At 45.1% G+C, this 25,168-nt stretch carries 24 protein-coding genes and 1 pseudogene; 12 read left to right on the top strand and 13 right to left on the bottom strand.

Going from position 1 to position 25,168, the window contains the following annotated elements:
- The first annotated feature begins 305 nt into the window (after positions 1-305).
- Positions 306-713 (top strand): YndM family protein, encoded by a 408-nt coding sequence (locus NSU00_RS02905; protein WP_013858443.1) that lies wholly within the window; start codon positions 306-308, stop codon positions 711-713.
- 144 nt (positions 714-857) lie between these two features.
- Here the strand turns inward: NSU00_RS02905 and NSU00_RS02900 are convergent, their stop codons facing one another.
- From NSU00_RS02900 to NSU00_RS02890, 3 genes are all read right to left on the bottom strand, one after another.
- Positions 858-1,409 (bottom strand): Ig-like domain-containing protein, encoded by a 552-nt coding sequence (locus NSU00_RS02900; protein ID WP_340703385.1) that lies wholly within the window; start codon positions 1,407-1,409, stop codon positions 858-860.
- A 168-nt stretch (positions 1,410-1,577) separates the two neighbouring features.
- Entirely contained in the window at positions 1,578-3,041 is a 1,464-nt protein-coding gene (locus tag NSU00_RS02895) for a transposase (RefSeq protein WP_340703384.1), read from the bottom strand.
- A 278-nt stretch (positions 3,042-3,319) separates the two neighbouring features.
- Positions 3,320-4,753: a M30 family zinc metallopeptidase gene (locus NSU00_RS02890; protein ID WP_340703906.1), complete on the bottom strand. Its 1,434-nt coding sequence runs from the start codon at positions 4,751-4,753 to the stop codon at positions 3,320-3,322.
- 86 nt (positions 4,754-4,839) lie between these two features.
- Here NSU00_RS02890 and NSU00_RS02885 point away from each other — a divergent pair, with 86 nt between their 5' ends.
- The 4 genes from NSU00_RS02885 (at position 4,840) to NSU00_RS02870 (ending at position 5,927) form a co-directional block, all read left to right on the top strand.
- Positions 4,840-5,208 (top strand): hypothetical protein, encoded by a 369-nt coding sequence (locus tag NSU00_RS02885; protein WP_340703383.1) that lies wholly within the window; start codon positions 4,840-4,842, stop codon positions 5,206-5,208.
- Positions 5,209-5,261: 53 nt separating this feature from the next.
- A complete protein-coding gene (locus tag NSU00_RS02880) occupies positions 5,262-5,480 on the top strand; it encodes a DUF1659 domain-containing protein (RefSeq protein WP_013858440.1) in 219 nt (72 codons plus the stop codon).
- A gap of 25 nt (positions 5,481-5,505) precedes the next feature.
- Positions 5,506-5,724 (top strand): DUF2922 domain-containing protein, encoded by a 219-nt coding sequence (locus tag NSU00_RS02875; protein ID WP_013858439.1) that lies wholly within the window; start codon positions 5,506-5,508, stop codon positions 5,722-5,724.
- A gap of 62 nt (positions 5,725-5,786) precedes the next feature.
- On the top strand, positions 5,787-5,927 hold the full coding sequence (locus NSU00_RS02870) for a YvrJ family protein (RefSeq protein WP_013858438.1): 141 nt from the start codon (positions 5,787-5,789) through the stop codon (positions 5,925-5,927).
- Positions 5,928-6,156: 229 nt separating this feature from the next.
- Here NSU00_RS02870 and NSU00_RS02865 read toward each other — a convergent pair whose 3' ends face one another.
- Positions 6,157-7,374 carry an MFS transporter gene (locus tag NSU00_RS02865; protein ID WP_029142620.1) on the bottom strand — a complete coding sequence of 406 codons (1,218 nt, stop codon included), beginning with the start codon at positions 7,372-7,374 and terminating at the stop codon, positions 6,157-6,159.
- A 138-nt stretch (positions 7,375-7,512) separates the two neighbouring features.
- Here NSU00_RS02865 and NSU00_RS02860 point away from each other — a divergent pair, with 138 nt between their 5' ends.
- Positions 7,513-8,472 carry an LCP family glycopolymer transferase gene (locus NSU00_RS02860; protein WP_340703382.1) on the top strand — a complete coding sequence of 320 codons (960 nt, stop codon included), beginning with the start codon at positions 7,513-7,515 and terminating at the stop codon, positions 8,470-8,472.
- 665 nt (positions 8,473-9,137) lie between these two features.
- Positions 9,138-9,503 carry a hypothetical protein gene (locus tag NSU00_RS02855; protein ID WP_013858433.1) on the top strand — a complete coding sequence of 122 codons (366 nt, stop codon included), beginning with the start codon at positions 9,138-9,140 and terminating at the stop codon, positions 9,501-9,503.
- A 259-nt stretch (positions 9,504-9,762) separates the two neighbouring features.
- Here the strand turns inward: NSU00_RS02855 and NSU00_RS02850 are convergent, their stop codons facing one another.
- A complete protein-coding gene (locus NSU00_RS02850) occupies positions 9,763-10,944 on the bottom strand; it encodes an aminotransferase-like domain-containing protein (protein ID WP_340703381.1) in 1,182 nt (393 codons plus the stop codon).
- Between the two features lie 370 nt (positions 10,945-11,314).
- On the bottom strand, positions 11,315-12,025 hold the full coding sequence (locus tag NSU00_RS02845; RefSeq protein WP_340703380.1) for a FadR/GntR family transcriptional regulator: 711 nt from the start codon (positions 12,023-12,025) through the stop codon (positions 11,315-11,317).
- Between the two features lie 215 nt (positions 12,026-12,240).
- Between NSU00_RS02845 and NSU00_RS02840 the strand changes: the two genes are divergently transcribed.
- On the top strand, positions 12,241-13,914 hold the full coding sequence (locus NSU00_RS02840) for an L-lactate permease (RefSeq protein WP_046721814.1): 1,674 nt from the start codon (positions 12,241-12,243) through the stop codon (positions 13,912-13,914).
- A gap of 254 nt (positions 13,915-14,168) precedes the next feature.
- Positions 14,169-14,273: pseudogene (locus NSU00_RS16015) on the top strand (zinc ribbon-containing protein); the annotation flags it as partial.
- A gap of 165 nt (positions 14,274-14,438) precedes the next feature.
- Here the strand turns inward: NSU00_RS16015 and NSU00_RS02835 are convergent.
- The 3 genes from NSU00_RS02835 to NSU00_RS02825 all read right to left on the bottom strand — a co-directional run bounded on the left by NSU00_RS02835 (position 14,439) and on the right by NSU00_RS02825 (position 18,263).
- Positions 14,439-14,654 carry a hypothetical protein gene (locus tag NSU00_RS02835; protein ID WP_340702301.1) on the bottom strand — a complete coding sequence of 72 codons (216 nt, stop codon included), beginning with the start codon at positions 14,652-14,654 and terminating at the stop codon, positions 14,439-14,441.
- 340 nt (positions 14,655-14,994) lie between these two features.
- Positions 14,995-16,080: a M42 family metallopeptidase gene (locus tag NSU00_RS02830; RefSeq protein ID WP_026104662.1), complete on the bottom strand. Its 1,086-nt coding sequence runs from the start codon at positions 16,078-16,080 to the stop codon at positions 14,995-14,997.
- A gap of 542 nt (positions 16,081-16,622) precedes the next feature.
- Complete coding sequence (locus NSU00_RS02825; protein ID WP_340702300.1) at positions 16,623-18,263, bottom strand: bifunctional metallophosphatase/5'-nucleotidase; 1,641 nt, start codon at positions 18,261-18,263, stop codon at positions 16,623-16,625.
- A 208-nt stretch (positions 18,264-18,471) separates the two neighbouring features.
- Here NSU00_RS02825 and NSU00_RS02820 point away from each other — a divergent pair, with 208 nt between their 5' ends.
- Positions 18,472-19,785, top strand: a complete 1,314-nt coding sequence (locus tag NSU00_RS02820) for an IS1380-like element ISBco1 family transposase (protein ID WP_017554688.1) — start codon at positions 18,472-18,474, stop codon at positions 19,783-19,785.
- A gap of 292 nt (positions 19,786-20,077) precedes the next feature.
- Positions 20,078-21,025 (top strand): phosphate/phosphite/phosphonate ABC transporter substrate-binding protein, encoded by a 948-nt coding sequence (locus NSU00_RS02815; RefSeq protein ID WP_029142613.1) that lies wholly within the window; start codon positions 20,078-20,080, stop codon positions 21,023-21,025.
- A 115-nt stretch (positions 21,026-21,140) separates the two neighbouring features.
- Here NSU00_RS02815 and phnE (NSU00_RS02810) read toward each other — a convergent pair whose 3' ends face one another.
- From phnE (NSU00_RS02810) to phnC, 3 genes are read right to left on the bottom strand one after another with little or no spacing between them, the layout of a single operon-like run.
- Positions 21,141-21,944: a phosphonate ABC transporter, permease protein PhnE gene (phnE, locus tag NSU00_RS02810; RefSeq protein WP_013858424.1), complete on the bottom strand. Its 804-nt coding sequence runs from the start codon at positions 21,942-21,944 to the stop codon at positions 21,141-21,143.
- Entirely contained in the window at positions 21,941-22,720 is a 780-nt protein-coding gene (gene phnE / locus NSU00_RS02805; protein ID WP_013858423.1) for a phosphonate ABC transporter, permease protein PhnE, read from the bottom strand. Before phnE (NSU00_RS02805) ends, phnE (NSU00_RS02810) begins: the two co-directional genes overlap by 4 nt.
- Complete coding sequence (gene phnC, locus NSU00_RS02800; protein ID WP_029142746.1) at positions 22,720-23,490, bottom strand: phosphonate ABC transporter ATP-binding protein; 771 nt, start codon at positions 23,488-23,490, stop codon at positions 22,720-22,722. Before phnC ends, phnE (NSU00_RS02805) begins: the two co-directional genes overlap by 1 nt.
- Positions 23,491-23,887: 397 nt before the next feature.
- Between phnC and NSU00_RS02795 the strand changes: the two genes are divergently transcribed.
- The gene (locus NSU00_RS02795) at positions 23,888-24,883 is read left to right on the top strand and encodes an MBL fold metallo-hydrolase (protein WP_019722143.1); all 996 of its coding nucleotides are present in this window, start codon (positions 23,888-23,890) and stop codon (positions 24,881-24,883) included.
- Positions 24,884-24,972: 89 nt separating this feature from the next.
- Here the strand turns inward: NSU00_RS02795 and NSU00_RS02790 are convergent, their stop codons facing one another.
- Positions 24,973-25,164 carry an AMP-binding enzyme gene (locus tag NSU00_RS02790; RefSeq protein WP_041818730.1) on the bottom strand — a complete coding sequence of 64 codons (192 nt, stop codon included), beginning with the start codon at positions 25,162-25,164 and terminating at the stop codon, positions 24,973-24,975.
- Positions 25,165-25,168: the final 4 nt, after the last annotated feature.

The following is a 25,168-nucleotide window of genomic DNA, read 5'->3' as shown; positions in this document are numbered from 1 at the left end:
CATTACTGGAAAAAATAAAGCAACGGAAAAATGGAATCAGGATCATTTTTCCGCTTTCTCCCCATTAACATGACTGCCGCTATTTCAATAAAACATGGCATCAAGCTTTTAAGTATACCTTTTTGTTTATCGCATTTGCCAATACTGCGGTAAGCAAAAGGCTGTTTGCAGAGGTTTTAGATTTTAAGAACCTGGCATTAAAAGTGCAATTGGAAAGATTTTCTGTACCGAATGCTTTCATTTCCCGATTAACGGCTGTAAGAGCGGGTAATGATATAGTACAAACACCAAAAGGAGGGACCGTTATGGAACATGCAAAGGCGTTAGTGGTGAAATTTATTATGGTCGCAGTTGTGTTGGGCATCATTTTATCCGCCATCTTCAACATGCCGTTTGGCGATATGATCGCCACCAGTGTAGTGCTGACCATTCTTGCATATGTCCTGGGAGATTTGATGATTTTCAAGCGGGAAAATGAACGCGAGGAAGATACGCAAAGAAATATCATGGCGACTGTCGCGGACTTTGTTCTGGCGTACCTTGTTGTGTGGCTGATGGGACGATCACTCGCCCCGGACATGGACAATCTGTTATGGGCGGCGCTGGCTTCAAGCATCGTAATTGCAGCCGGCGAATGGTTCTTCCATAAATATTTGCACCATCTTTTCCATCACACGCCTGACCGTGAATATACCGGATACGGCGGTGACTGATTGAAAAAACGGCAGCTGATGAGCTGCCGTTTTTTCGTATTCCTATAAAAACTTACCATTCATCAATCAATCATCCAATTGTGCAAGCATCAAGTTTTTCAATCGCTGTGCACTTCTTCGGGCCAAGCAAAACTTTTATTTCCCTCACCTTACCGTAACCATTCTTGTTTTGCTTTTGTTTCCGGCTCTGTCTTTCGCAAAAATGGAAAGCTTTGTGCCTTTTTTCTGTTTGCTGATTCTCACACTGTATGCGCCCTTGGCATTTGCTGTGGCTTTGCCGATCTGTTTGCTGCCGCGGTATACATAGACAACTGCTGATTTTTCCGCTTTACCCGCAACATGTGTGGACTTCGTTGTGACATTGCCGGCAGTCGGCATGCCCGGTGCCGTTTTGTCTTTTACCGTTACTTTCACTTTGCTGCTTTTTAAACCGGCCTCTGTGTAGACATAGAGGACTGTTCCGGCTTTTTGCTTTGGAACCGGGACTTTAAAAAGTCCTTTCCCGTCCGCTGTGCCGCGTGCAAGTATTTTTCCGTTCTTCATAATGGCCACTTCGATGCCCGGGTCAGCGCTGCCGGAAATGGATGTGCTATTATCGCCGACAGTCCATACTTTAGAGCCTCTGCCAAAATAAAAATATACCCTTGAGCGAGGCTCTGGAAAATTAATTATCCCGATTTTTTTTTGCCTTTTCATCCAGATTTTCAATTTACATCCAGATTTTTAATTCAATAGAAGTAAAACGGTCATTTTTCTTCAAAAAAAGGGCATACGTATCCCGCCTTCACAAAATGGTTTTTTTCACTACCCTTTGTGGAAAGAAAACGTTCATTTGAGTTATTCACATATCCACCTGTGAATAACTTAATTTGCTCTTTGCAGCCGATTGCGTGTCCATCCACAATTGGCCTTTCCAGTCTGATGGTACGCCATATTTGCCATGATATGCATAGATATCATGCATCGATCTACATGAGCTTCAACTGCCTGTTTCCCACGCTTGTGAACACGACGGAGACTGTATCCGTCTTTTAGAATGCCAAAGATTCTTTCGATGATCGTTCTGGCACTATATAACACTTCAAATGTGCGCCCATGTTGAGGCAACTCGACATCTACTTGAGGCGTTTGATCAAAGTCTATCCTAAATACTCTTCCTTGTGCTGCCCCATTACAACATTCCGCGTGATTCGCTAGCGGGCAGGTGAGACCTTCTTGCTTGGCATTTGGATGAAATACAGGACAAGTGTAAATATATTGCCCCTTTTCCCGATCAGATCCTCTAAGTTCCATTTTATGTCCACTGATACAGATGGGAGTGCCGTACCGGTTGATTTTTTCAATCCCCCGGGCGGTAGTTGGTTTATCTTTACGGTTCCGTGGATTGATCGGTGCCACCAATTTCGCCTGTAATACATCCTTTGTCACTTTTTGATTTTCCGGCGTTTGGTAGATTCCATCTGCCAGGATAAAGCTCAACTGCTCAGCCATCTCGGGGTGCTCTGCCTTAAACGTTTCCAATGTCGGTTCTAATGTTTTCCCATCGGGTGTATTTCCTTTAAATACTTCCCGCGTCAAAGGCAAACCGGATCTCACCCCGCACACCATTGATAATTTATGCGCAATATAGGAGACTGCATTACTTTTACGCATTACCCCTACATTGTCGTCCGTAAGGACTTTGGGGCAATCGCAATTACCCTCACAAGAACACGTCTTCCTTGTTTTATTCAAGGTTGCTTCTGCCTCTATATGCGATGTATCCACGGCGGCTGCTTCCTCATTCGTTTCAACCACGCCTTCCCCTTTATTATATTCAACAACCAATAGCCGGGCTTTTTCCCAAAGACCATTTGTTGTCATGATTTGATCAAAACGAGCAAAGGAACGATAGCTCGGAATTTTCTCCGTAAATCCACACATGGTGGCAAATAGCGGGTTTGATTTCACTTGCAAATAGACACTCTCCACCATCACTTCAATATACTGTAAAGAGGCCAGTTCAAAAGCACGAAAAAAGGGCATGAAAGGATGCGGTTTTCTCCCAGTGGAAGGGAGATGAAATAATGAAGACGCAGACTTGTCTTCTTCCTCCGTTATTGGAAATAGTGCCGGTTGTATTTCATTAGAATGATCATGTGCTCTTTCATTTTTTAGGTGCAAATATAAAAGGGTGTAGTATTCTCGTTCAATCGGCTTAAAAATCTCCCAAGGGAAACACATGGCTGGAATGACAAATGGTATATCGGCATAGTCTTGCCAATTGTGGGGAATCAAATTTTGTTGTATTGAAAAGTCTCTGGTTTGTGTTAGAATAGAAATAGTCATGAAATCACTCCCTGGATATTTGCTCGTACTTATATCTTAGCAAAGGAGTGGCTTTCATGGCTCTTTTTTTTCAAAAAAAATCATCCTTTTCCGTTTTACAATATTTTCCACAGGAATGAGTAGCCTAATCTATTGAAACTCGCCCAAAGCCTCAAAAAGTGATAAAATTCTGGCACTTATAATAAGCAAATTTATCCTATTAAAATCAAAAACTCACAATTTCTTTTTATATTTGTCATAATGTTTCTACAAACGTCTTTTTTCTTTAGTGGAATAAATCAACGAACTTTAATTGTCTGAATGCTTACAGTTTCAGGGGATATAGCATTTTGGCAAGGGCTCTTAGGTGTTTTCGGCTGCTGTGCCTTGCCGCCGATACTTCCGGACAGCAGCGTGTACGTCACATCCCGCCCTTTTCCGGACGGAACGGAGAAGCGGCTTGCCGAAGACAGCTTTTTCACAACCGCCCCGCCGCCTTTTAATTTCAGTGAACTGCCGTTGTAAGTTTTAATTCGGAGCGGTTTGAACGCGGCATTCCCTTTAAATCCGTATAATCCGTTTGTCTGCTTTAACACGAGTGCGGCCCGGAAATCGGTCATAAACTGCCCGAAAGTCAGGTTCGGGTCAATGTATTTTTGGATCACATCCTGGATAGCTTTTTCATTTGTATTCGGATCATCCATGATTTTTTTGAAAATGGCATCGCCTTGTCCGCATTGGATTTTCAAATACTCCATAAACAAATAGGACAAGGAATAATTGGCAAGCACATCCCCGCTGTCATCCCAGTAGAGAAGCGAGTGGCCGTTTGTAATGGAAGCATCATTGTTATAGTCATCAATCCGGTCGGAAAGCGGTTTGCCGGTATAGATTTGCTCTGCGGCCATGGACATCCCTTCGTCAATCCATGTATCAAACGTATCCCAATGATGCTGGATGAACACTTTCTGGTTAAAAGAGATCATATGCTGAAACTCATGGGCGAGCGTCGAATACGCTTCGGTTACATTTACATTTTTGGATGTCCCCGTCCCCATAAGCGGGTATGTGTCAATATAAAAGATTTCCGACTTGTTGGAAGTGTCGGCATCAAAAAGGTCAAGCGGGTAAAAATAGCCGGCTACATATCCGCCCGAGCCATCAAACCCGTCCTGGATGTCATAACAAAGAATATTCACTTTCCCATTACCATCAACATCGGACGGCATGCCGAAATATCTCGTATCGAGCGCATAAATACGGTTGTCAAATTCTTTTCCAAGCTGTGCAGCCTGGTAGCCTTTCAGCTTGTTGTTGTATACCCAGACATCCGCATGCGACCCGCTGTATAAAAGCTTGGCGCTTATTTGGTAATCTTTATTGCTGGCAAGATTGGACACCCAGAATTTTTTCGTATCACCTACCCGGGGAGGGCGGGTTTTTTTCATTTCCATGCGGATGGAATACTTCCGCAGGCTTAAATATTTTAATAGATCAAATGGCTTCTGGTAATCAATCCGGTAAACACTGCTTTTGAACTTTTGATGGGGCGGTGCCAGGTTCGCAATCTTGAAAGTGCCGGTCGGCTCTGTCAAAAGGCTCGAGACAGACTCGTTGCTGACAAGCTTATAATAGTCCTGGGCCGACGCACTTCCGCCTGCGCCGAATACCCCGGCCGGGAGTATAAACAATAGCGATAGAATAATAGGCAAAGATAATGCCCGCCTGAACATTCTCAATGAAATTCCTCCTGTACCTTTGTCCGGGCAACCCGGCCCTTTTGAAAAGTTGTTTCTTCCATTCTAGCACAGCCGTCCGAATGGTGGCTGAAAATGAGAGAGGTTTTTTTACAAGTTTTACCCAAATTTGCCTGGCTGCAATGTCGATGAGTGGATTCTTCTGCAGCAACAAAAGTATGGGACTGGCCTGCACAACCCTTACCATTTCCACTAAAAAGCAGCGGGAAGTTTCATATTCCCGCTGCATTGTGGCGTTTTTCGGCCTCCGCTGCGACCCCGGCGCTGGCTGTTTCGATTTCTTTTACAATTTTAACGAGTTCTGCCACATGGTTTTGGACGATGAATGCCGTTTGTTTGTTTTGTTTGACCGAAGCGGTAATTTGCCGGAACGATTGTCCTGCCGCTCCTGCATTGCCATCCCTATTTCTATCTTTTCAACAAAAGAATAGTACCCTTTTTTCTGTTCAGCCGCTATATAAGGAGTGAAAGGGGGTGAGCGGGAATGGCACAAGTCAATTTAACAAATTCCCGCATTTCATTAATCTTTGATAACGGGGTGAATGAAAATGGAAAACCGGTGACCAAAGCGAAGTCGTTTGCCAATGTGGCCGTGTCGGCAACACCCGATGCCATCCGGCAATTTGCAGAGGCATACGCTTCGCTGCAGCAAAAAGCGCTGGTCCGTGTGACGCGCACTGACTTGAACGACATCAGTGCGTGAAAATAAAAAAAGGGGGAATGGGTAGATGAAAACTTTGGAACTTCAGTTTTTGACGCAGGACAATAAAACAGTGAGGGTTGCAGTCGATGAGCCGGCAGAACCCATCGATACGGTGAAAGTGAAAAACGCCATGGCCCAGATGCTCGGCTCGGGCGTGCTGGTCAGTTCATCCGGCATGGCGCTCTCCAGCGTGAAAGGCGCACGCCTTATTGAGCAAAACATTACGGAATATACGCTGGCGTAATCTTTTGCCCCCGGTTCCCGTTCCGGAACGGGGGCTCTTGATTTTACAGGGGGAGAGGAGAAATGCATGAAATGGTGTCGCTCATCAGTGAAGTCGGATTTCCGGTCGCCGTCACCGTCTTTTTGCTGTACCGGATTGAGGCCAAACTTGATGCGGTGATTGAATCGATCCAAAACCTGCCAGAACGGATGAAGGGAATCTGAAAGGGAGGGGCTTATGTGCAAGCCCCTCCCTTTTGCCGGATGGATCATTTTCCGGTTTGCCGTTGTTCATATTCCACAAAGCAGCGCGAGCCACAATCTCCCCGCTTTTTCCCGCATACCTGCCGCCTGCATGCTCCATTTCCGCAAAATCCACGCTATAGATGGTACACTTCGAGCAGAACGCGAACATTCGTGAGCAGTTCCCCCACATGAAAATTGGGACATGCTGCTATTTTCCCTCCGATTCTGCATTCCCCGGCACACCTGTTTTCAACATTGGAAAAACAAAGAACAGCCCGATGATGAAAAACAACGCAGCAAGTTCGAAAACAGCAGTGATCGAAAACCATTCCTTCAATGCCCCCGCAAGGCTCATGGTCACCACCATGGAACCAGTGAAAAGGGGGCTCAAAATGCCGTTCACCCTGCCGATAAAATCGGATTCTGTATTTTGCAGGATCAGGGTGTTGATGCCGATCTGGATGCTCGGCATGAAAAAGCCCGAAACGAGTTCGGCGGCAAGCGTCAGCCAGAGCGCAGTCGAAGCACCGATTACCGCAAGCCCGATGGCATTTGCAAGCATACCGGTAAACAGCATTTTTTGCGGTGAAGCGGATTTTGAAAGGGCCATGGAAAAAGCGCCGCCTGTAATCATCCCAATGCCATTCACCATCACAAGCCATTGCAGGTTCTCTTTCGGCAGGCCGAGGCGGTCCGTTACGAGGAAAATGTTCATTGGCTGGATAAAACCGACGCCAAGCCCGGCCGCCAGAAAACCAAGTCCCAACAGCCGCAATTCCTTTTTAGATAATACATAGCGAACACCGCTCTTCATTTCCTGGAAAATATTCGACAATTTTTCCTTCTTTTCAATTGCCTGGTCTTGCGGGATAAATGACAAACTGGCGGCGGAAAACAGAAAAGCGAGACCGGTTATCAAAATAGAATAATCTATTCCAAACCTTTCATAGGAAAACGTGCCGACCACCGGGCCAAAAATCATGAAAACAGCAAAAATGGTCTGGTAAACGGCCATTGCCTGCTGGATCAGGCGTTCCTCCAAATGCATTTTAAACAGTTTCATCCCGGACGGTTGCGAAAACTGCGATAAAATCGAGGAAATCAGTGTTGCAAAAAAGACGGACTGCCACGAGCCAAAAACAAGCGCGCCGATGACGCCAAAAATGGATACGGCACTCAGCAAATCACACCAAACCATTGTTTTCTTCGGCTGCCAGCGGTCCGCAAATGTCCCGCCGATAAAACTAAAAATGAAAATGGGCAGAAACTCCGCCACTGAAATCATGGAAACGGCAAACGGGTTCCCGTTTGTTTTTTCTGTCACAAACAACAGGACGGCAAAATTCTGCACCCAAATGCCCACCTGCAAAAACAACGCGGATACAAACACCATCCGGACAAACCGGTTTCTCAAAAGCTCTCTCACAAGCGTCCCCCTCTGGCCAAATCTGTCTCATATCGTGCCATTATCATACCGGAATCGGAAGCCTTAAGCAATACAGATTGATTTCCGGGCCGTTGCATAAACGAAAAATTCCCGTTAACAATTTGGAAAAACCATGATATGATAGCGATTAGATTAGAAAAAAATTTGAAGAAAAGGGTCGAAAAAATGAAGAAGATATTTATCACACTCGGGATTCTCTTAGCGATCATCGTGATCGGAGGCGGAGGGTTCGCCTATTACGTCTACCATTCAGTCCAAAATGCCGCAGACAAAATGTATGACAGCAAATCCGTGAAACCATCCGAGAAGAATACAGAAAAAATTAAAAGCGAAAAACCCATCTCCATTCTTTTACTCGGTGTGGATGAACGGGCCGGAGATGTAGGAAGATCCGATACGGTCATTATTCTTACCCTGAACCCGCAAAAAAAAGCCATGCAGATGATTTCCATTCCGCGTGATACGAGGACAGAAATCGTGGGCAAGGGGACATTGAATAAGATAAATGCGGCTTACGCTTATGGCGGGCCAAAAATGGCACTGGATACAGTAAACAAATTTGCCGATTTAAATCTTGACCAGTACATACGCATAAACATGGAAGGACTGGCTGACCTTGTTGACGCTGTTGGCGGTGTAACCGTCTACAACAAAATCAGCTGGCATGACGAAGGATATTATAAAAAAGGCTATTATTACGCCAAAGGGAACATCACATTGGATACCGGCAAAAAAGCGCTTGGTTATGTGAGAATGCGCCACCTTGACCCTCAGGGCGACTTTGGCCGCAACCAGCGCCAGCGTGACGTCATTATGGCCGTCATTAACAAAGCGTCGACAATCCAGTCTTTCTCACGCTATCAGGAAATCCTGGCTGCGATCCAGAACAACATCAAAACAAACCTGACGCTTGATGATATGAAAAACATTGCGATGAACTACCGCGACTGCCGCCAAAATACGACAGACTATGAAGTAAAAGGCTCAAGCGCGACCATTGATGGCATCTACTACCTCAATGTCAGCCAGGCAGAACGCGACAAAGTCCATAACATGGTTACCAATATGGAACAATGAGGACAGGCCCCATTGCCCGGGGCCTGCCCTTTTCAATTTGTATTTTTGCTTTTCTTGCGGTTTTACCGGAGATCTTTCCGGCTCTATGTCTTTGTGATGATGCTGTTTTTCCTGTTGTTCCGGCGAGTCGCCTTTTTTGTCCTTGTTGTAATCCATTTGGTGCCTCCTCCCGGCTAGATTGATGCTCCTCAAGCAAGCATCACTGCCTGTTTGTTGTAAAAATACCTGGCAGGTGCACGGAATAAACAAAAAACATTGGCGCCTGCACCAGTTGGAGAGATACCTGTCCCTTTTACGGGGAACGTGTGCTAAAAGGCAAACAACCTTACAAACTTGCATCAGCCGCCGGTACCTGCCCCGTCCGGAGTGCTTTTACAAAAGCGGCCCGTGGAAAACGGAAACGCTCAAAACAGCTTGAACAAAACCCATATTACAAATGCCCACACCGGAATGGACAATCCAATGCCAATCAGACAGCCTTTCGCAAAATCTCCGTCTTTGTCATTCATTTCTTCATTTCCCTTTTTTATCAAGATGATCGAAATTCGCTTTGTTATCATTTTGGCGTATATGGTGAACATTATTATAACAATCCATTTTTCGAAAACCAAGTAACGATTGACCGGAACATGCGTTTGTTTATATAATGGAAACAGGTGATCCGTATGCCGCAAATCTTAACCGAGGAAGAAGAAAAACTGATCGAGGCATTTATCCTTCTGCCGCTTGCCAAAAGGACGCTGGAACGGGACCAGAGAGCGATCCGGGCAAGCCTGTTAAAATTTAAAGAGCCTTATCTTTTTGCAACAGACCAAATGCTTTTGCAAATTTCATCCTGCCTCGCCCAGGTTAAACGGGAAGCCGGCAGAAAAAAGATGCGCTTTTACAAACGGAACGACCTTTCCTATACCGTGTTTGTGCGCGGCTGGCGGTTTGAAAAGAATTACCACCCGCAAATAGCAGCGGAGTGGGTAAGAAACCGAATCACCGGTTTCTTCCTCCCGTTGCGCCGGCCTTTTGAAGAACAGTAAAGAGCTTGCGAAAACCAACAGCTTTACTGGTATTTTAAGGAACGCCGCCCGGACGTAAAGCGCTCCAAAACGCCTGTCCATGAAGCATTCCGGAATACACGGGAGATTGGAATGCCGGGTGAAAGGGAGACGCCCCCCTCTTTTTAAAGAACGCGAAAAAATTCCAATATACGATTGACAAACAGCCAGTGTAATCCCGGAGAACATGGCAGCCTGGAATTTTCACACGCCCGGAAATCCCTTTAGCGGATCCTCCCCGCTAAGCGCTTGTTTTCTTCCACTTTTTGAAACTTTCTTCCAGACGGGCAAACCCTTTTTTCATTTCCTCATCACTGCAGTAGGCGAAACAAAGGCGGATTTTTGTGTTTGGCCCGCGCTCAAGCGTAAAGGCATCACCCGGCACAAATACGGCGCCGTCCTGTGCCGCCATTTTCATCCATTCCGCCACACCGCCTTTTTTAACATCAATCCAGTAAAACAGCCCGCCGGCAGGTTCAGCCCCTTCCCACTGCTCCGTTTCGTGCATATGCTGTAAAAACCGTTTTGTCCAGTCTTTCCGTTTTTCATAAAAGTGTTTTTGTTTTGCAAGGATCTGTGGCCAGTTTCCGGAAGAAATGAGTTTTCCCGCCAGCATCTGGTTTATCGGCGATGTGCAGGCGTCTGTTACCTGCTTAAACTGTTCGAGTTTTTTCAGAAATGCCGGGTGTGCGAGAATAAAGCCGGTCCGCATCGCGGGTGCCATGACTTTTGAAAAACTGTACAGGTATATGGTTCTTTCTTTTAAGGGATCGAGTTCGAACAAGGAAGGAGGGCGGCTGTGAAACAGCAGATCACGGTACGGATCATCTTCTATAATGATAAAATGATACTGGTAAGCGAGTTCAATGAGTTTTTTCCGTTTTTCGAGAGAGGTCGTGACGCCGGTCGGGTTTTGGGCATTCGGAATAATATAAATCGCTTTCAATCTTCTTGTTTGCAATGTTTTTTCAAGAAAATCAACATCCAGACCATCTTGTTCAAGCGGAATGCCGGCCGCCTTGAGCCGGTACTGGTGCATCGCCGAAAAGGCAATGGAATACGTGTACATTTCCATTGCAAAACTGTCCCCTTCATCCAGCAGCATTCTGCAGACAAGGTCAACCCCCTGCGTATTGCCGTTTGTCGCCATGACATAAGCTTCAGGAATATTTTCCTTTTTGGAGATGGCATCCACATACGGACCAAACCCTTTTGCACTGCAATACTCATACAGGAGTGCCGGATCCGCCTCAAAGATTTCATTCATGATGCGCTGCAGTTCTTTTTTCGGGATCATGCTGCCATTTGGCATGCCGACGCTGAAAAATACCGGATCCCGGACAGCCGGATTGATACTATCCATATACACATCAATCGCATTTTCTTTAATCTTGCCGCTCAACGCTGAAAACATTTGCTTCATCGCCGCCGCACCCCGCTTTCCATTTCTGAAAAATTGCCTATACCCTATGTATATGGGAAAGCGCGGAGGAAAGTGACATAAAAAATGAAACGGGAAAAGAATACAAGACCACCCAGGCCGGATACCCCAGCAGCCAACAAATACCGGAACAATAGCGGAGAATGCTTCCCGCTGTTCTGTTTTGGCATTACCCTGTCATCGAAAGCCCGAAGCCGTACGGATCGGCGCAATACAAAAGCCTGTCCCGCTTGAAAAATATTTCAAAGCGGAACAGGCTTTAAATTTCCTCTCATTCCCAGGTTTCTCAAAGGAGCCGTACTGTCCCAAAGCACATACGCTGCGGACGATTGCGTTCATGAAAACAGATTGGTTAACGCAGAAAATCCTGCAGGCTGCTTTCCACAAACTGCAAATGGCCGATCATGGCCTTGCGCGCTTTTTCGCTGTCCTTTTCTTCGATGGCTACCCTGATTCTTTCATGTTGTTCGTACAAGGCGCCCATTGTGGAAGGATCAGAAAAAAGAAGCATTCTGCGCGTTTCTTTCATTGCATCCTCCATCGTTTCGGCGACCTGGTTCATCAGCCCGGCAAGAATCGGATTTTGTACCGCCCGGACAATGGCAAGATGAAAGGCAAGATCTGCTTTTTCACCGAGTTCTTCGTTTCCCGTCGCCCGCTTCATATCTGCGAGCGCCTGGCGTATACTTTCCAGATCAGCTTCAGTCCGTTTGACAGCGGCCGCGGCTGCTGCTCCGGCTTCGAGAATCTTCCGGACTTCAAGCAGGTTTGCCACATCTTCCTGGTTCATCAGTACTGCCTGCGAAATGGGATACGAAATGCCGCTTGCATCAAAGTTGCGGACAAATGTCCCCTCGCCCTGTTTTAATTCAATATAGCCGAGCGCCCTTAGTGATGTTAGCGCTTCTCTTATAGCTGATCTCCCCACTGAAAACTTTTCCGCCAGAAGCGGCACCGGATCGAGCTTATCCCCAGGCTTAAGCTCCCCGTTTTGGATCATCTCTATCAATTCATTTGCCACTTGTTCATAAATTTTTGCAGGTTTAATTTTTTTATACTTCATGTTTTCTCCTCTTATCCCTTTTCTATATTTTATGAATACCAGCAATCCGGAAAAATAGCAAACAAAAATTTAAAAAAAGAGTTGTTTTTTCTTTTCATTATACTTATACTTTTTAACATGTAAGCCTTATCATCTGATGACTATTTCATCTAATGACCTTAAAAATTGCAATTGGGATGGATTGGAGAAAATTTTTCAAAAAGGAGTGTAGATTGTTGGAGTACGTACAAAATTTTATTCCGCTTAAGGGGCATTTGTTTTTATCCGCACTGATTGCTGCCTTTCCGATTCTGTTTTTCTTCTGGGCACTCGCCATAAAAAAAATGGCGGCACATCTTGCAAGCCTTGCCACACTGGTGATTGCGCTGCTGATTTCTGTGATCGTTTACAGAATGCCGGCCGTACTGCCGGTTATGTCGGCCAGCCAGGGGATTGTGTATGGGATTCTGCCGATTGCCTGGATCATTATCAATTCTGTGTTCTTATATAAATTGACGGTCAAAACCGGCCAGTTTGATGTGATCCGCAACTCAGTCGTATCGATCACGGAAGACAGAAGATTGCAAGCTTTATTGATTGCGTTTTCATTCGGCGCTTTTTTGGAAGGCTGTGCCGGGTTTGGCGCACCGGTTGCGATTACCGCTGCGCTGCTTGTCGGTCTCGGATTCAACCCGCTTTATGCAGCCGGCATCTGCTTATTGGCCAACACTGCACCGGTCGCATTTGGCGCAATCGGATCCCCTGTCATTGCGATGGCAGGGCCGACCGGCGTTTCTGCGCTGGAAATTTCAAAAATGATCGGACGGCAATTGCCGCTTATTTCCATGTTCATCCCGCTATATCTCATCATTGTCATGGCGGGCTTTAAAAAAGCAATGGAAGTGCTGCCGGCGCTTATTGTATCAGGCTTGTCCTTTGCCTTGACACAGTTCTTCGCTTCCAATTTCCTGGGGCCGGAACTGCCGGACGTTTTATCGGCACTCGTATCTTTGGTTGTCCTTGCCGTCTTCCTGAAATTTTGGAAGCCGAAAAACATTTTCTATTTTGAGCATGAAGAGGCTGCTGCCGCGCTCGAAACGCCGCATGTTTCCAATACAGGCGGGCAAATTGCAAAAGCATGGTCGCCGTTTATTGTCCTGACGGTTTTGATCACCATCTGGGGCATCCCGCAGATCAAACTTGCGCTCACCGGGCAGTATGCCGGGGCGAACCCGGTATTAAAGGCTCTAAACCCGATCGGCGGGGCGGCTTCGTTCAGCGGGAATGTGCCATTTTTAAACAATCATATTATCAACGGCGCACACACCCCGATCGCGGCCATGTATAAGCTGGATCTGCTTGGCACTGCAGGCACAGCGATTTTTATCGCAGCCATTGTCACGAAGTTTCTTTTAAAAATTTCATGGAAAGCATGGTTTGCCGCATTCTTTGAAACGTTAAAAGAATTGAAGTTTCCGATTCTTACCATCTTGTTCATTGTCGGCTTTGCGTATGTCATGAACGCTTCCGGCATGATTACAACATTGGCATTGGCGCTCGCCAAAACAGCCGCATTGTTTCCGTTTTTCTCACCGGTACTCGGCTGGCTCGGCGTTTTCATTACCGGCTCGGACACTTCATCCAATGTTTTGTTCGGCACGCTCCAGCAAGTTTCGGCCCAGTCGGTCGGCATGAATCCGCTGCTTGCCATTGCGGCCAATTCATCCGGGGGTGTCACGGGAAAAATGATTTCCCCGCAGTCGATTGCCGTTGCCTGCGCTGCAACCGGGCTGATCGGCAGGGAAGCACAACTGCTGAGATTCACAGTCAAGCACAGTATGTTTTTGCTTTTCATCATTTGCCTGCTCACCTTCCTGCAATCCAACATCCTTTCCTGGATGGTGCCTTAATCAGGAACCCCGCTGCGGAAATTTCGCGGCGGGGTGTTTTATGTTCAATTACGGGATCCCGGGCAGCTTGTGGGAAAATGCCCCGGCGGAAAACCCGCTGCATGGCAGTTGGATTTCAGCCTGTAGCGAACGGGCAGTTTTGCACGCGTAAGCGCGCCGATGTTTAGAAACTTTTTCGCGCGGGTATTCAAACGGCAATACGAAACGAAAGGAGCATGGTCGATGCCACATACAGGTGAAACACCGGGAAAAGCGAGTACAAATGCAAAAATTGCGGGGAACAAATTACGCTTGATGAAGATAAGGACAGGCTCCCTCCATGCCCGAACTGCCACGAAACGGAGTATACGGAAGCGTGAGAAAAACGTCATCCTATTGGATGGTGTTTTTCTTTATTCATATATAAGTGAAATTGGAAATTTACATCTTTACGCACAGTCGGTTCATGTTCGTTTCCCTTCTTTTCTTAGTCCATCCGCATACGTTATTATCATGCTTCCCTCCCATTTCAAAGCCATCAGCCCTTATTCCTTTTCCAGCTTCTCCTTTATTTCAAGGATCTTTTTTTCAGAAAAGCCAGTTGCCTTTTTGGTAAAATCTAGTGGCATCCCAAGTTTAATGAGATTTCGGGTGATCTCGATTTTCCCTTCTTGTCTTCCTTCTCGTTTACCTTCTTGTAGTCCTTCTTTTCTCCCTTCTTCTCTTGCTCCTTGTTTTAGTTCATCTTCATACGTGATCATCGTGCCGCCCTCCCAATTTTTGATTTCCTGGTTAAATTTATTTTTCCACTATTTTCTATCAACCAGCTTCTCGTTTCAATATTTTTTCAAAAATTAGGTCTTTTAGGCTAACTTGGTTACTTATTTCCCTTTCTTCACTTACTAAAACCAGGATATTCAGATGGTGGCGGCCATCCATCATCTTCCCCATGAGACACCAATAAGAGGATATGAAAGGCGGACAAAAGAAGAGAATACTTGGTGGCAAATTTTTGCATAAAGGGCTTTTTGGTGGACTATCGGAAAACTTTATTCATAAAAAAATCCGGACATCAAAAAGTGCCCGGAATTTTTTATGATTTTAGTCAAAAATAATATGGTTTACTGTTTTGCGGTCGAGACGTTTGATCACTTCTGTTATTAGTTTAACAGTATTTTCGTAATCATCACGGTGCAAGATACCGGCGTGCGAGTGGATATAGCGTGTTGCAATCGTGATGGCAAGAGATGGAATGCCGCTGCCTGTTAAGTGAATGGAGCCGGCGTCTGTTCCGCCGCCCGGAATCGATTCAAACTGATACGGGATATTTAACTCTTCAGCAACTTTCACAACCGTATCGCGCAAGCCTTTATGCGCCACCATTGAAGCGTCGTAAATCACGATTTGCGGACCTTTGCCCATTTTGCTAAGCGCTTCTTTTTCGGAGATTCCCGGTGTGTCCCCGGCAATCCCGACATCAAGTGCAAAGGCAATATCCGGTTTCACTTTGCTGGCTGCCGTTTTCGCACCGCGCAAGCCCACTTCTTCCTGGACATTTGTTACGCCGTAAACGATGTTTGGATGGTTTTCTTTATGCAGATTTTTTAGCACATCAATGACAACTGCACAGCCGATCCGGTTATCCCAGGCTTTGGCAAGCAGCATTTTTTCATTTTTCATAACCGTAAATTCAAAGTAAGGTACCACCATGTCGCCCGGTTTTACGCCCCATTCAAGCGCTTCTTCCCGGCTTGTGGCACCAATATCAATGAACATATCCTTGATTTCGTACGATTTTTTGCGTGCATCCGGTGATAAAATATGTGGTGGCTTTGATCCGATCACACCTGTCACATCACCTTTATCTGTTACAACCGTAACGCGTTGGGCAAGCATCACCTGTGACCACCAGCCGCCGATCGTTTGGAAGCGCAGAAAGCCTGACTCATCAATTTGCGTCACCATGAACCCAACTTCATCCATATGGCCGGCGATCATAATCTTCGGACCGTCCGCCTGCCCCGTTTTCTTCGCAATTAAGCTGCCGAGGCCGTCTGTGTCGAGTTCATCGGCATAGGGCTCTATATATTTTTTGACAACGGCACGCACTTCTGCTTCATTGCCGGCAATCCCTTTTGCATCGGTTAAATCTTTCAACATGGACAATGTCTCATCTAACTTTGCCACTGGCATTCCCTCCTCGTCCCAATATGTACTGTTTTTTGCAAGAAAAAAGTGCAGAGTATTGCAGTATATAAATTCGTTTATACCGCATAAAAATTCAATCTGAATTCTCGCTATTAAGGGCTTGACATGGAGCCTCTGCAGCCATGATTCTTTTGCCAAGCGGCCAGCTGTAACAGATTTGGCAAACCCAAACAGGTTATCATGGCTACCCCTCCATGTAAAGCCCCTCTGCATAACCATTTGCATAGAAATTTTGCACATCTCTGCACTTTAATTTTGCAATAAACAATGTACAAAGCCTATTATAATCAAAATCGCAAAAAGTGTAAAAAGTTTCAGCCTTCTATTTTATATCACGTCGGTACTATACCGGGTATTTCTCGATACTCTTTTTGTGGGCTTTTGGCTACCGCGTTTCTGAGAAAAGTCACGACACAGTCCATTAGTGGAATTGAAAGTGACAGCCGTATGGGCATTTATGGTCATCAAGCAGCCGCATCGCATTGGGCTTTACCATTTTGGCCATGTGACATACACTTTCTTTAAAAAATCACTTTCCAATTGTGATCCACCGTTGCCCGAATCACTTTCCGTTCTAAAATGTAGTTGGCGATCAGTTCGGCCGCGTCGATTTGCACATCTTTTACAACAGGCTTACCCTTGAACATCAAATAATCACCGCCACCGCCGGCCCGGTAGTTATTCATCACGACATCATATTCGGCGGCCGGATCAACGGGCTTTCCTTTGTATTTGAGTTTAACAACCCGTTTGCCGACTGGTTTTGACAGATCGATCACATAGTCGATGCCCTCCCACATATCATAATTATAATGCTGTGGTTTTGGGTTCGAAAAAGCGGGGTTGACTTCGATTGTCCCGCCGTTACTAATCTTAAAATAGCTAGCCGAACGCTCAAGTGCCGCTTTTATATCTGCTCCGGTAATTCGGATAACCTTAAAGGTATTCGGATAAATGTAGTTGGAAACAACATCCCGCATTGTCACGTTTTCAGGAAAGCCTGGCGACTGGTTATCAAATAGTGCTGTGCATGATATGTCTACCCCAGTCGCTTCCATTTGCACGCGATTCATAAATTCAATCAGGGGATGATCTTTCAAGCGGACCTCCATCGGGTTATGCACGAGCATATCCCCTTCAATTTTACCGATTGGCTGGTCAAGCCAGGCCTGTGTCGCCTCTTCATATGGTTTGGCAAGAGAAATAATCGCAGGGTCGGCTTTTACTGTTTCAACAGACAAAAGTTCTGATGTCTTCTGAACACAGCGCCAGTGTCCCTGTTGTTTTTCCAATTGCAATACAACTTTTCCTACCGCCCTGCCGTTATTGCCTGGCTGTACCACCGTCACCCCGTTGATTGCTTTTCCAGCGATCATCCGGTGCTGATGACCGGTCAAAAGCACATCGATTCCGGATACTTTCTGGCACAGCTGGTAACCCTGATTTTCACCTGTCAAGTCTTCTGTCGGTTCGCCGCTGTCCAAGTCCCGTTCAAATCCGCCGTGGTAAGAGAGGATGACGATATCTGCCTGTTCTTTTTCACGCAAAAATTTCACCCACTGTTTTGCCGTTTCAACAGGGTCGGCAAACAACATCCCGCTGATATGCTGCGGCTGCTCCCAGTTTGGGATATAAGGAGTAGTCAATCCCAGTACGGCCACTTTCAATCCTTCCGCGAATCTTTTTATGATATAGGGGCGCCCAAAATAAGGCATTTTCGTCTGCTCGTTTAAAATATTGGCGGACAGCCACGGGAAATGGGATTCCTTCACCGCCCCCAGGAGCAGCGCTTGCCCATAGTTAAACTCATGATTTCCCGGCACGGCTGCATCGTACTGCAACGAATTGGCAGCAAGCACCATCGGGTTGGGACCTTCTGAATCAATCCTTGCATAATAGTAGGTTAGCGGCGTCCCTTGAATAAGGTCTCCATTATCAAGAAGCAGCACGTGCTTTTGCCGTGCGCGTTCTGTTTTGACCAAAGTGGAGATTTTTGCCAACCCAACAGCCGCTTCCTCATTTGTTCCATAATTGATCGGCAGAATATTTCCATGAATATCGCTTGTTTCAAGTATCACCAGCTCAAATGTTTTCATCCCTATTTCCTTTCTTTTCGACATCTCATTATCCACATTGTAGCTTTTTTCTTTTACATTTTCCATGTATGTTCAAAAATCCCCATTTTTTCTGCGTTGTTAAAACATTTATAAACAACCTGAATTATTCACAGAAATTCAGAAACTTATTATAACTTATGGATTACCAAGCCTTTTCGGCTTTATTGTAATTCATTAAAAAAATGAAAAAAGAATCCATTTCTGTTAAAGTTAAAGTAACCAAAACAAAAACCAAACAGAAAGGACTCTTTATATGGTTACTTTAACGCAAAAAACACTTGATTTCAATCATAAAATTAAATTGTCAAATGATGGAGGTTCTCTTTCCTCCGATACAGGTGAGTTTCTTTTTAGAGAATTCGATGAAAAAATTGGTTTTTCAAAGACTTTAGTTAAGTACTTGAGACTTAACGATTCAAGGAAATATTATCTTCATTCAAATGAAAACTTGTTACGTCAAAAAGTCTATCAACTCATTGCCGGGTATGCGGAAGATGATGCGGCTGATCAGTTGACTCATGATCCTGTGTTTAAGGAAATCATTGAAACTCCAACACTTGCTTCCCAGCCCAGTTTGTCTCGCTTTTATACACGATTTGATAAAGATTCAATTGAACAATTAAATCTGGCTAACCAAGAAATGCTTGATAAGATTCATTGTTTTCGACAATCGAAAGAGTTATTTATCGACTTGGATTCGACTCATTCGGATACATATGGGGACCAAGAATCTTCGTCATATAATACTCATTATGGCACGATGGGTTTTCATCCATTAGTCGCCTTTGATGGTGCGACTGGTGACTTTTTGAAAGCACAACTCCGTCCCGGAAATGTTTATACATCAAATGGTGTGGTGGAATTTATTCGGCCTCTCATTAAACATTATAACGAAATGTTTCCGGAAACTACCCTGTTTCTTCGTGGAGATAGCGGGTTTGCTGTTCCGGGATTATACGATCTGTGTGAAGAAGAATCTGTTTTGTATATTATTCGGTTGAAATCGAATTCACAACTACAAAGTTTAGCGAAGGAATACCATCCTTCTTCCGCACCTTTAGATGTTTCCAAGACGGAAACCTATTATGAAGAAACGATTTACCAAGCAAAATCATGGTCAAAACCAAGAAGGGTGATTATTCAATCGGTACGTCCTGCAGGTGAGCTGTTCTTTACCCATTCCTTTTTTGTTACTAACTTTGAATTAGCTTTTCCTCAAGATATCGTCCGAGCTTATCAAAAAAGAGGGACGATGGAAAACTATATCAAAGAAGCAAAAAATGGCTTTTACTTTGATCATATGAATAGCCACGCTTTTCTAGTGAACGAAGTAAAAATGATGTTAACACTTCTTGCATATAATTTGACCAATTGGTTACGAACTCTTTGTTTTCCGGAAGGTCAAAAAACTATGCAAATTGATACGATACGTACTCGGTTAATTAAAGCGGCAAGTAAAGTCGTGAAATCAGGCAGATCCCTTTACTTCAAACTATCATCGAGTTTTGTGTATCAAAATTTCTTTTGGGATGTACTGAATCGAATTCAAAAGCTACAATTGGAATGACCAATAGAATACTTCTCATAACTGAAAAAATAAATTTTTCAGTCAAGGGGCAAGTATGCCCAAAATACCAGAGTTGTTCTATTGAAAATTCAGTTATTTTATGAATTGGCTACGGTTCTTAATTAAATACCGTTATTTTCAACTAATTTTAACAAAATTTATCAAATGGGATTTGTAGCTATGAATATTTCAGGATAACAATTAAAATTTCGTTTATTTTGTTTTCCATGTAGTATATAATAGAAACTGGAAGTGAAGGTGAATCCATCATGATAAAATTGGGGGTAAATGTATGCTGAAAAAGTTTCTTGCACTGTTTGTCGTTTTAGGACTGACTTCCTCCTTGGCTGCCGGTTGCGGGAGTAGCGGGGAAAAATCAGGGAATAGCAGCCACTCCAGCAGCAGTTCCTATACACCTAAAGAACTGAAAATCGGCTTTGTGCCTTCCCAGAATGCCGAAACATTGGAAGCGAAAGCTAAACCGCTGGGGAAACTATTGTCAAAAGAACTCGGCATTCCGGTCACCGTAACAGTGACAACGGATTACAACAGTATTGTGGAAGCATTGGGTTCGAAGCAGCTGGATATCGGATTCCTGCCGCCAACGGATTATGTGCTTGCCCATAAAAAACACTATGCAGATGTCTTATTACAGGCGCTCCGCTACGGGGTGGATCCGAAAACCGGAAAACCCACTTCGGAAAAAGTGGATTACTATTATTCCGGCATGCTTGTTAAAAATGATTCTAACATTAAAAGCATCAAAGATTTAAAAGGTAAAAAGATTGGCTGGCAGTCACCAACATCTTCTGCGGGGTATGTATGGCCGGCCGTTGAAATGAAAAAAGCCGGTGTCGATGCGCAAAAAGATGTAACCGGCGTCCAACTGCAGGGCCATGACAAAGGCGTGCAGGCGCTGATGTCGGGTGACGTTGATGCTGCTGCCGTCTTTGTCGATGCCCGTAATATTGTTGAAAAAGAGTACCCGAATATTTATAAAACAACGCATTACTTATTCTTGACGGAGAAAATTCCAAATGACACGATTAGTGTACGGCCGGATATGTCTAAAAAGTGGAAAGACAAGGTCACTGACGCTTTTATCAAAATTGGAAATGATCCAAAAGGTCAAAAAATAATCAAAGATATTTACACACATGTCGGCTATAAAAAATCATCCGATGCGAACTTCGATACTGTTCGAGAATACAGCGAAAAAGTCCAGAAAATCGGAAAATAAGCACGAAAACGCATGAAAAGGCTGCCTGCAGGGCGTTAATAAAGCACTGCAGGCAGCCTTTTCTTTTATCTATTATCCTAATTGAACAGTCCATGTTTATCGAAAAAACCGCTTGTTATATCAAACGCTTGCGGATCGATCCGGAAATATAGTCGATTATCGTAACCATTATAATAATACCCCAAAGAATAATTCCAACCCGGTCCCATGAGTGGCCGTTTAAAGCAAAAATCAGCGGTGCACCGATTCCGCCGGCACCGACAATTCCCAAAATTGCCGCCGACCGTACGCTAATTTCAAACCGGTACAGCGTGTATGACATAAAAGCTGGCATGACTTCCGGCAGAATTGCAAACCACAGCACCTGGATCCGGTTTGCACCCGATGCGATCAGCGCCTCTCTGGCAGAAAAATTCATATTTTCAATCGACTCTCCGAACAGTTTTCCAAGCATCCCGATCGAATGGAAACCAAGTGCCAGTATCCCGGCAAAAGCGCCAAGCCCGACCGATTTAATAAACAAAAGTGCCATAATCAGCTCCGGAAATACGCGAATACTGCTTAAAACCACTTTTCCAAGCGTGGAAACGACATAATACTTGCTCATATTCCGCGCTGCCCAAAACGCAAACGGCACGCATAGAACTGCCGAGATAAATGTCCCTAAAACCGCGATTGCTAATGTTTCAAGGAGAGCATGCAACAAATCTTCCCCGTCCGGATCATAAATATAGCCGAAATCGGGGTGGATGAACCCATGAATGATCGCTTTTAATGCCTGTGCCGCCGTATCTTTTAATTCAAGATGGGGTGCACTGCCGAATGCCCATGCATAGATCAGAACGACAATCAGCACAATCGCCCATGTTTTGATCCTCTTCAGCAGCGGTTTTTTTACCAAATCCGATTGACCCCTCATATTAATTTCTCCCTTATCCGATTACTTAAGCCATCAATGATCAGAACGACAACAAACGTGTATAAAATGATCGTGAGCACTTGGTTATATTGGAAAAAACCGAGGGCATTATTTAAATACAGTCCGATTCCGCCAGCGCCGACATACCCCAGAACAGCTGCCGCACGAACATTAATTTCAAAACTATAAAGGAAATACGACATATAGCTTGCCGTCACTTGCGGCACTACTCCGAAAAAGATCCACTGGATTTTATTGGCGCCCACCGCTGTCATGGATTCAAGCGGCCCACTGTCAATCGCTTCAATCGATTCATAGAAAAGCTTGGCGATGACCCCGAATGAAAAAACCGCCAACGCAAATATTCCTGGTATTTCACCGATCCCGAAAACCGGTACGAACAATGCGGCAAGCAGCAGCTCAGGCAGCGTCCGGATCAAGTTCATCATGACGCGGGCAATTTGGTAGATGACCGGTATTTTCACAACATTGCTTGATGCAAGCAGGGCAACAGGAATCGCTGCGATGCCGCCAAAGGTTGTCCCCAAAATCGCCATGCGGATCGTAGCAAGCATCGGCTTGGTGACGGAACTGAAGTAATGCCAGTCAGGGGGGAACATTTCATTCAATAACGACCCCATGTTTCTGCGGCCTGCCCACAATGCTGCCAAAGAGACTTGTGTAGTATGCGCGCTCCCCCAAATGATAAGTATCAGGAAAAGGATGGTCAGGCTTGTCTTTATCCTTGCCACTCTTTTCCGCCTGATTACATCCATTACAACGCACCCCCTAATAGCTCATCATCCTTCAGATTACGGCCGTAAATATCAGCGAAAACATCATCTGTCGCTTCAGATACGGGGCCGTCAAACACGATGTTCCCGGCACGGATGCCAATAATTCTTGTCGCGTAGGCCTTCGCCAAATCAACGAAGTGAAGATTTACGACCGTTGTAATCCCCAGCTCCTGGTTAATCCGTTTGAGGTCATTCATTACCTGCTTTGTGGTGAGCGGATCGAGCGACGCTACCGGTTCATCTGCTAGAATGATTTTTGCCCCCTGTGCAAGCGCCCGCGCAATCGAAACGCGCTGCTGCTGCCCACCAGATAATTCATCTGCACGCGAATACGCTTTTTCTTTTATATTTACACGTTCCAACGCATCCATGGCAAGATCCATATCTTTTTTCGGGAACAGACCCAAGATTGTTCGGAGGGTTGAATGGTAGGCAACACGGCCGGATAACACATTACGCAGTACCGTAGAACGTTTCACTAAGTTAAAGTTTTGGAAAATCATCCCGATATTACGGCGGATATAACGAAGTTCCTTTCCCTTGGCAGCGGTAATCGACTTGCCATCAATCAGAATTTCACCTTCCGTGATTTCATGCAGTCGGTTAATTGAGCGCAGTAATGTAGACTTTCCCGCGCCGGAAAGACCGACAATTACGACAAACTCACCCTTATGTATCGTCAGGTTCACATTGTTTAACCCTCGTGTCCCATTCGGATAAACTTTAGAAACGCTCTTAAACTCGATCATTTCTACTCCCCTTTAATATTGAAAGTTGTCAAAATTTAATGTGCTATTTTTACTATACCAATGAATGCCCGCAAACTCAAGGATGATTTTGTTCCGTATATCTCACGTTTTTCTCGGCACTATACCAGGTATTTCCCGACGCTCTTCTTGTACGTTTTTGGCTAATCATCAGATGGCTCGTGATATGCCTGCAGAAAAAATCACGGAGTACCTCTTCATTGCAGCACGGGGCGTCACGTATGACTGGTGCTTGCATGATGGGGGTTATGATTTGGAAAAGGCAATGAGAGCGTATATGGGAAGATTGTTAAAGGTATTTTTGCAATAGACAAAATGGTTCAAATTCATTATAATAAAGAAAAATGAATGATCATTCATTTTAAAGGGGGCCTTACCCATGGCATATACGAAATTCGGGCCGCTTACCGTCATTCCGGGGGAAAACGGCAGCCGTGTCCCGTTCAGTACCTCGCTTCTCGTCGAGGGCGGGCAGGGGGCGGCGCTGGTTGACTGCGGCAGCGGCTTTCAAATTTTAAATGAAATAAAAAAGGAATACGCCATTCGGTCTGTTTATTTGACCCATTACCATCTGGACCATATTTGGGGCGCGTACCTGTTTAAAGACGCCGAAATTCAAATCAATCCATATGATGTAAAAAAACTGAATGATGTTGAAGAGCTGGCAAAAGCGAGCGGTATGCTGAGCCCGGCCGACCCGGAGAGCCGCAAAAAGTGGATGAAGCAGCTGTTTGAGAAACCGCCTGAAAACTGGAATCGCCCGCACTGGCAGCCGGTGCTGAACCTTACGGAAAAATGGTATCCGTACGGGGAAGAGCTCAATGTATATGGGACGAAAATGTTGATGATCCATGCGCCCGGCCATACGGAAGGATACTGCTGCCCGTATTTTCCGGAACACGGTGTCCTGTTTGCCGGCGATTTTGACCTGGCCTCTTTCGGACCGTGGTACAACAACGCCGACTCTGACATTGACGCCTTTATCGCATCCGCGAAAACCACGTTGGAAACAGATGCGCAAATTTTCATCACTTCCCACCATAAAGGGGTGGTGGACAGAAAAACATATGAAGAATTGCTGAAGCGGTATATCAACAAAATTTACGAGCGCGAAGAAAAAACGCGGTCTGCTGTAAAGCGGGGTGTGGCGCCGGACGAAATGATCTACGAAGAAATTTTTTATTTCCGGAAAAATCTAGAACAGAACCCGCAACTTGTGATTTCCGAAATTGTCGGCATCGCCAAGCACCTCGACAGGCTTGTGCGTAATGGGGAACCGTTTGAAGCTTATTTTGAGGCATTTTTGCAGCACTTTCAGTTAACAAGGGAAAATATTTTCTATCACACATCTTCTGTCCCGGCACAACTCCAATAACAGGTAGCGGCGCCCGCTTCGCCGCTATTTTTCCTGTAAAAGCCTTTTTCTATGCCGGACACAGCGCTTGCACAAAAAAACAACCGCCATTACGGTTGCAAATCGGCAGCTTGTTTCCTCAGCTGCGTTTTTAAAATTTTTTCGACCCCGTTGCGCGGCAGGTCATCTAGAAAGACAAATTTTTTCGGCACTTTGTTTTTCGCGAGATGCTTGAGGCAATATGTGGCCAAATCCTGCGCTGACGTTTCGTCTCCCGGCTTCTTCACGACAAAAGCGAGCACTTCT

Origin of the sequence: Weizmannia sp. FSL W8-0401 (assembly GCF_038009125.1) — a bacterium.
Lineage (GTDB): Bacteria > Bacillota > Bacilli > Bacillales > Bacillaceae_C > Weizmannia > Weizmannia coagulans.
The sequence above is the reverse complement of the archived record's forward strand: the minus strand, read 5'-3'. Positions and strand labels throughout refer to the sequence as shown.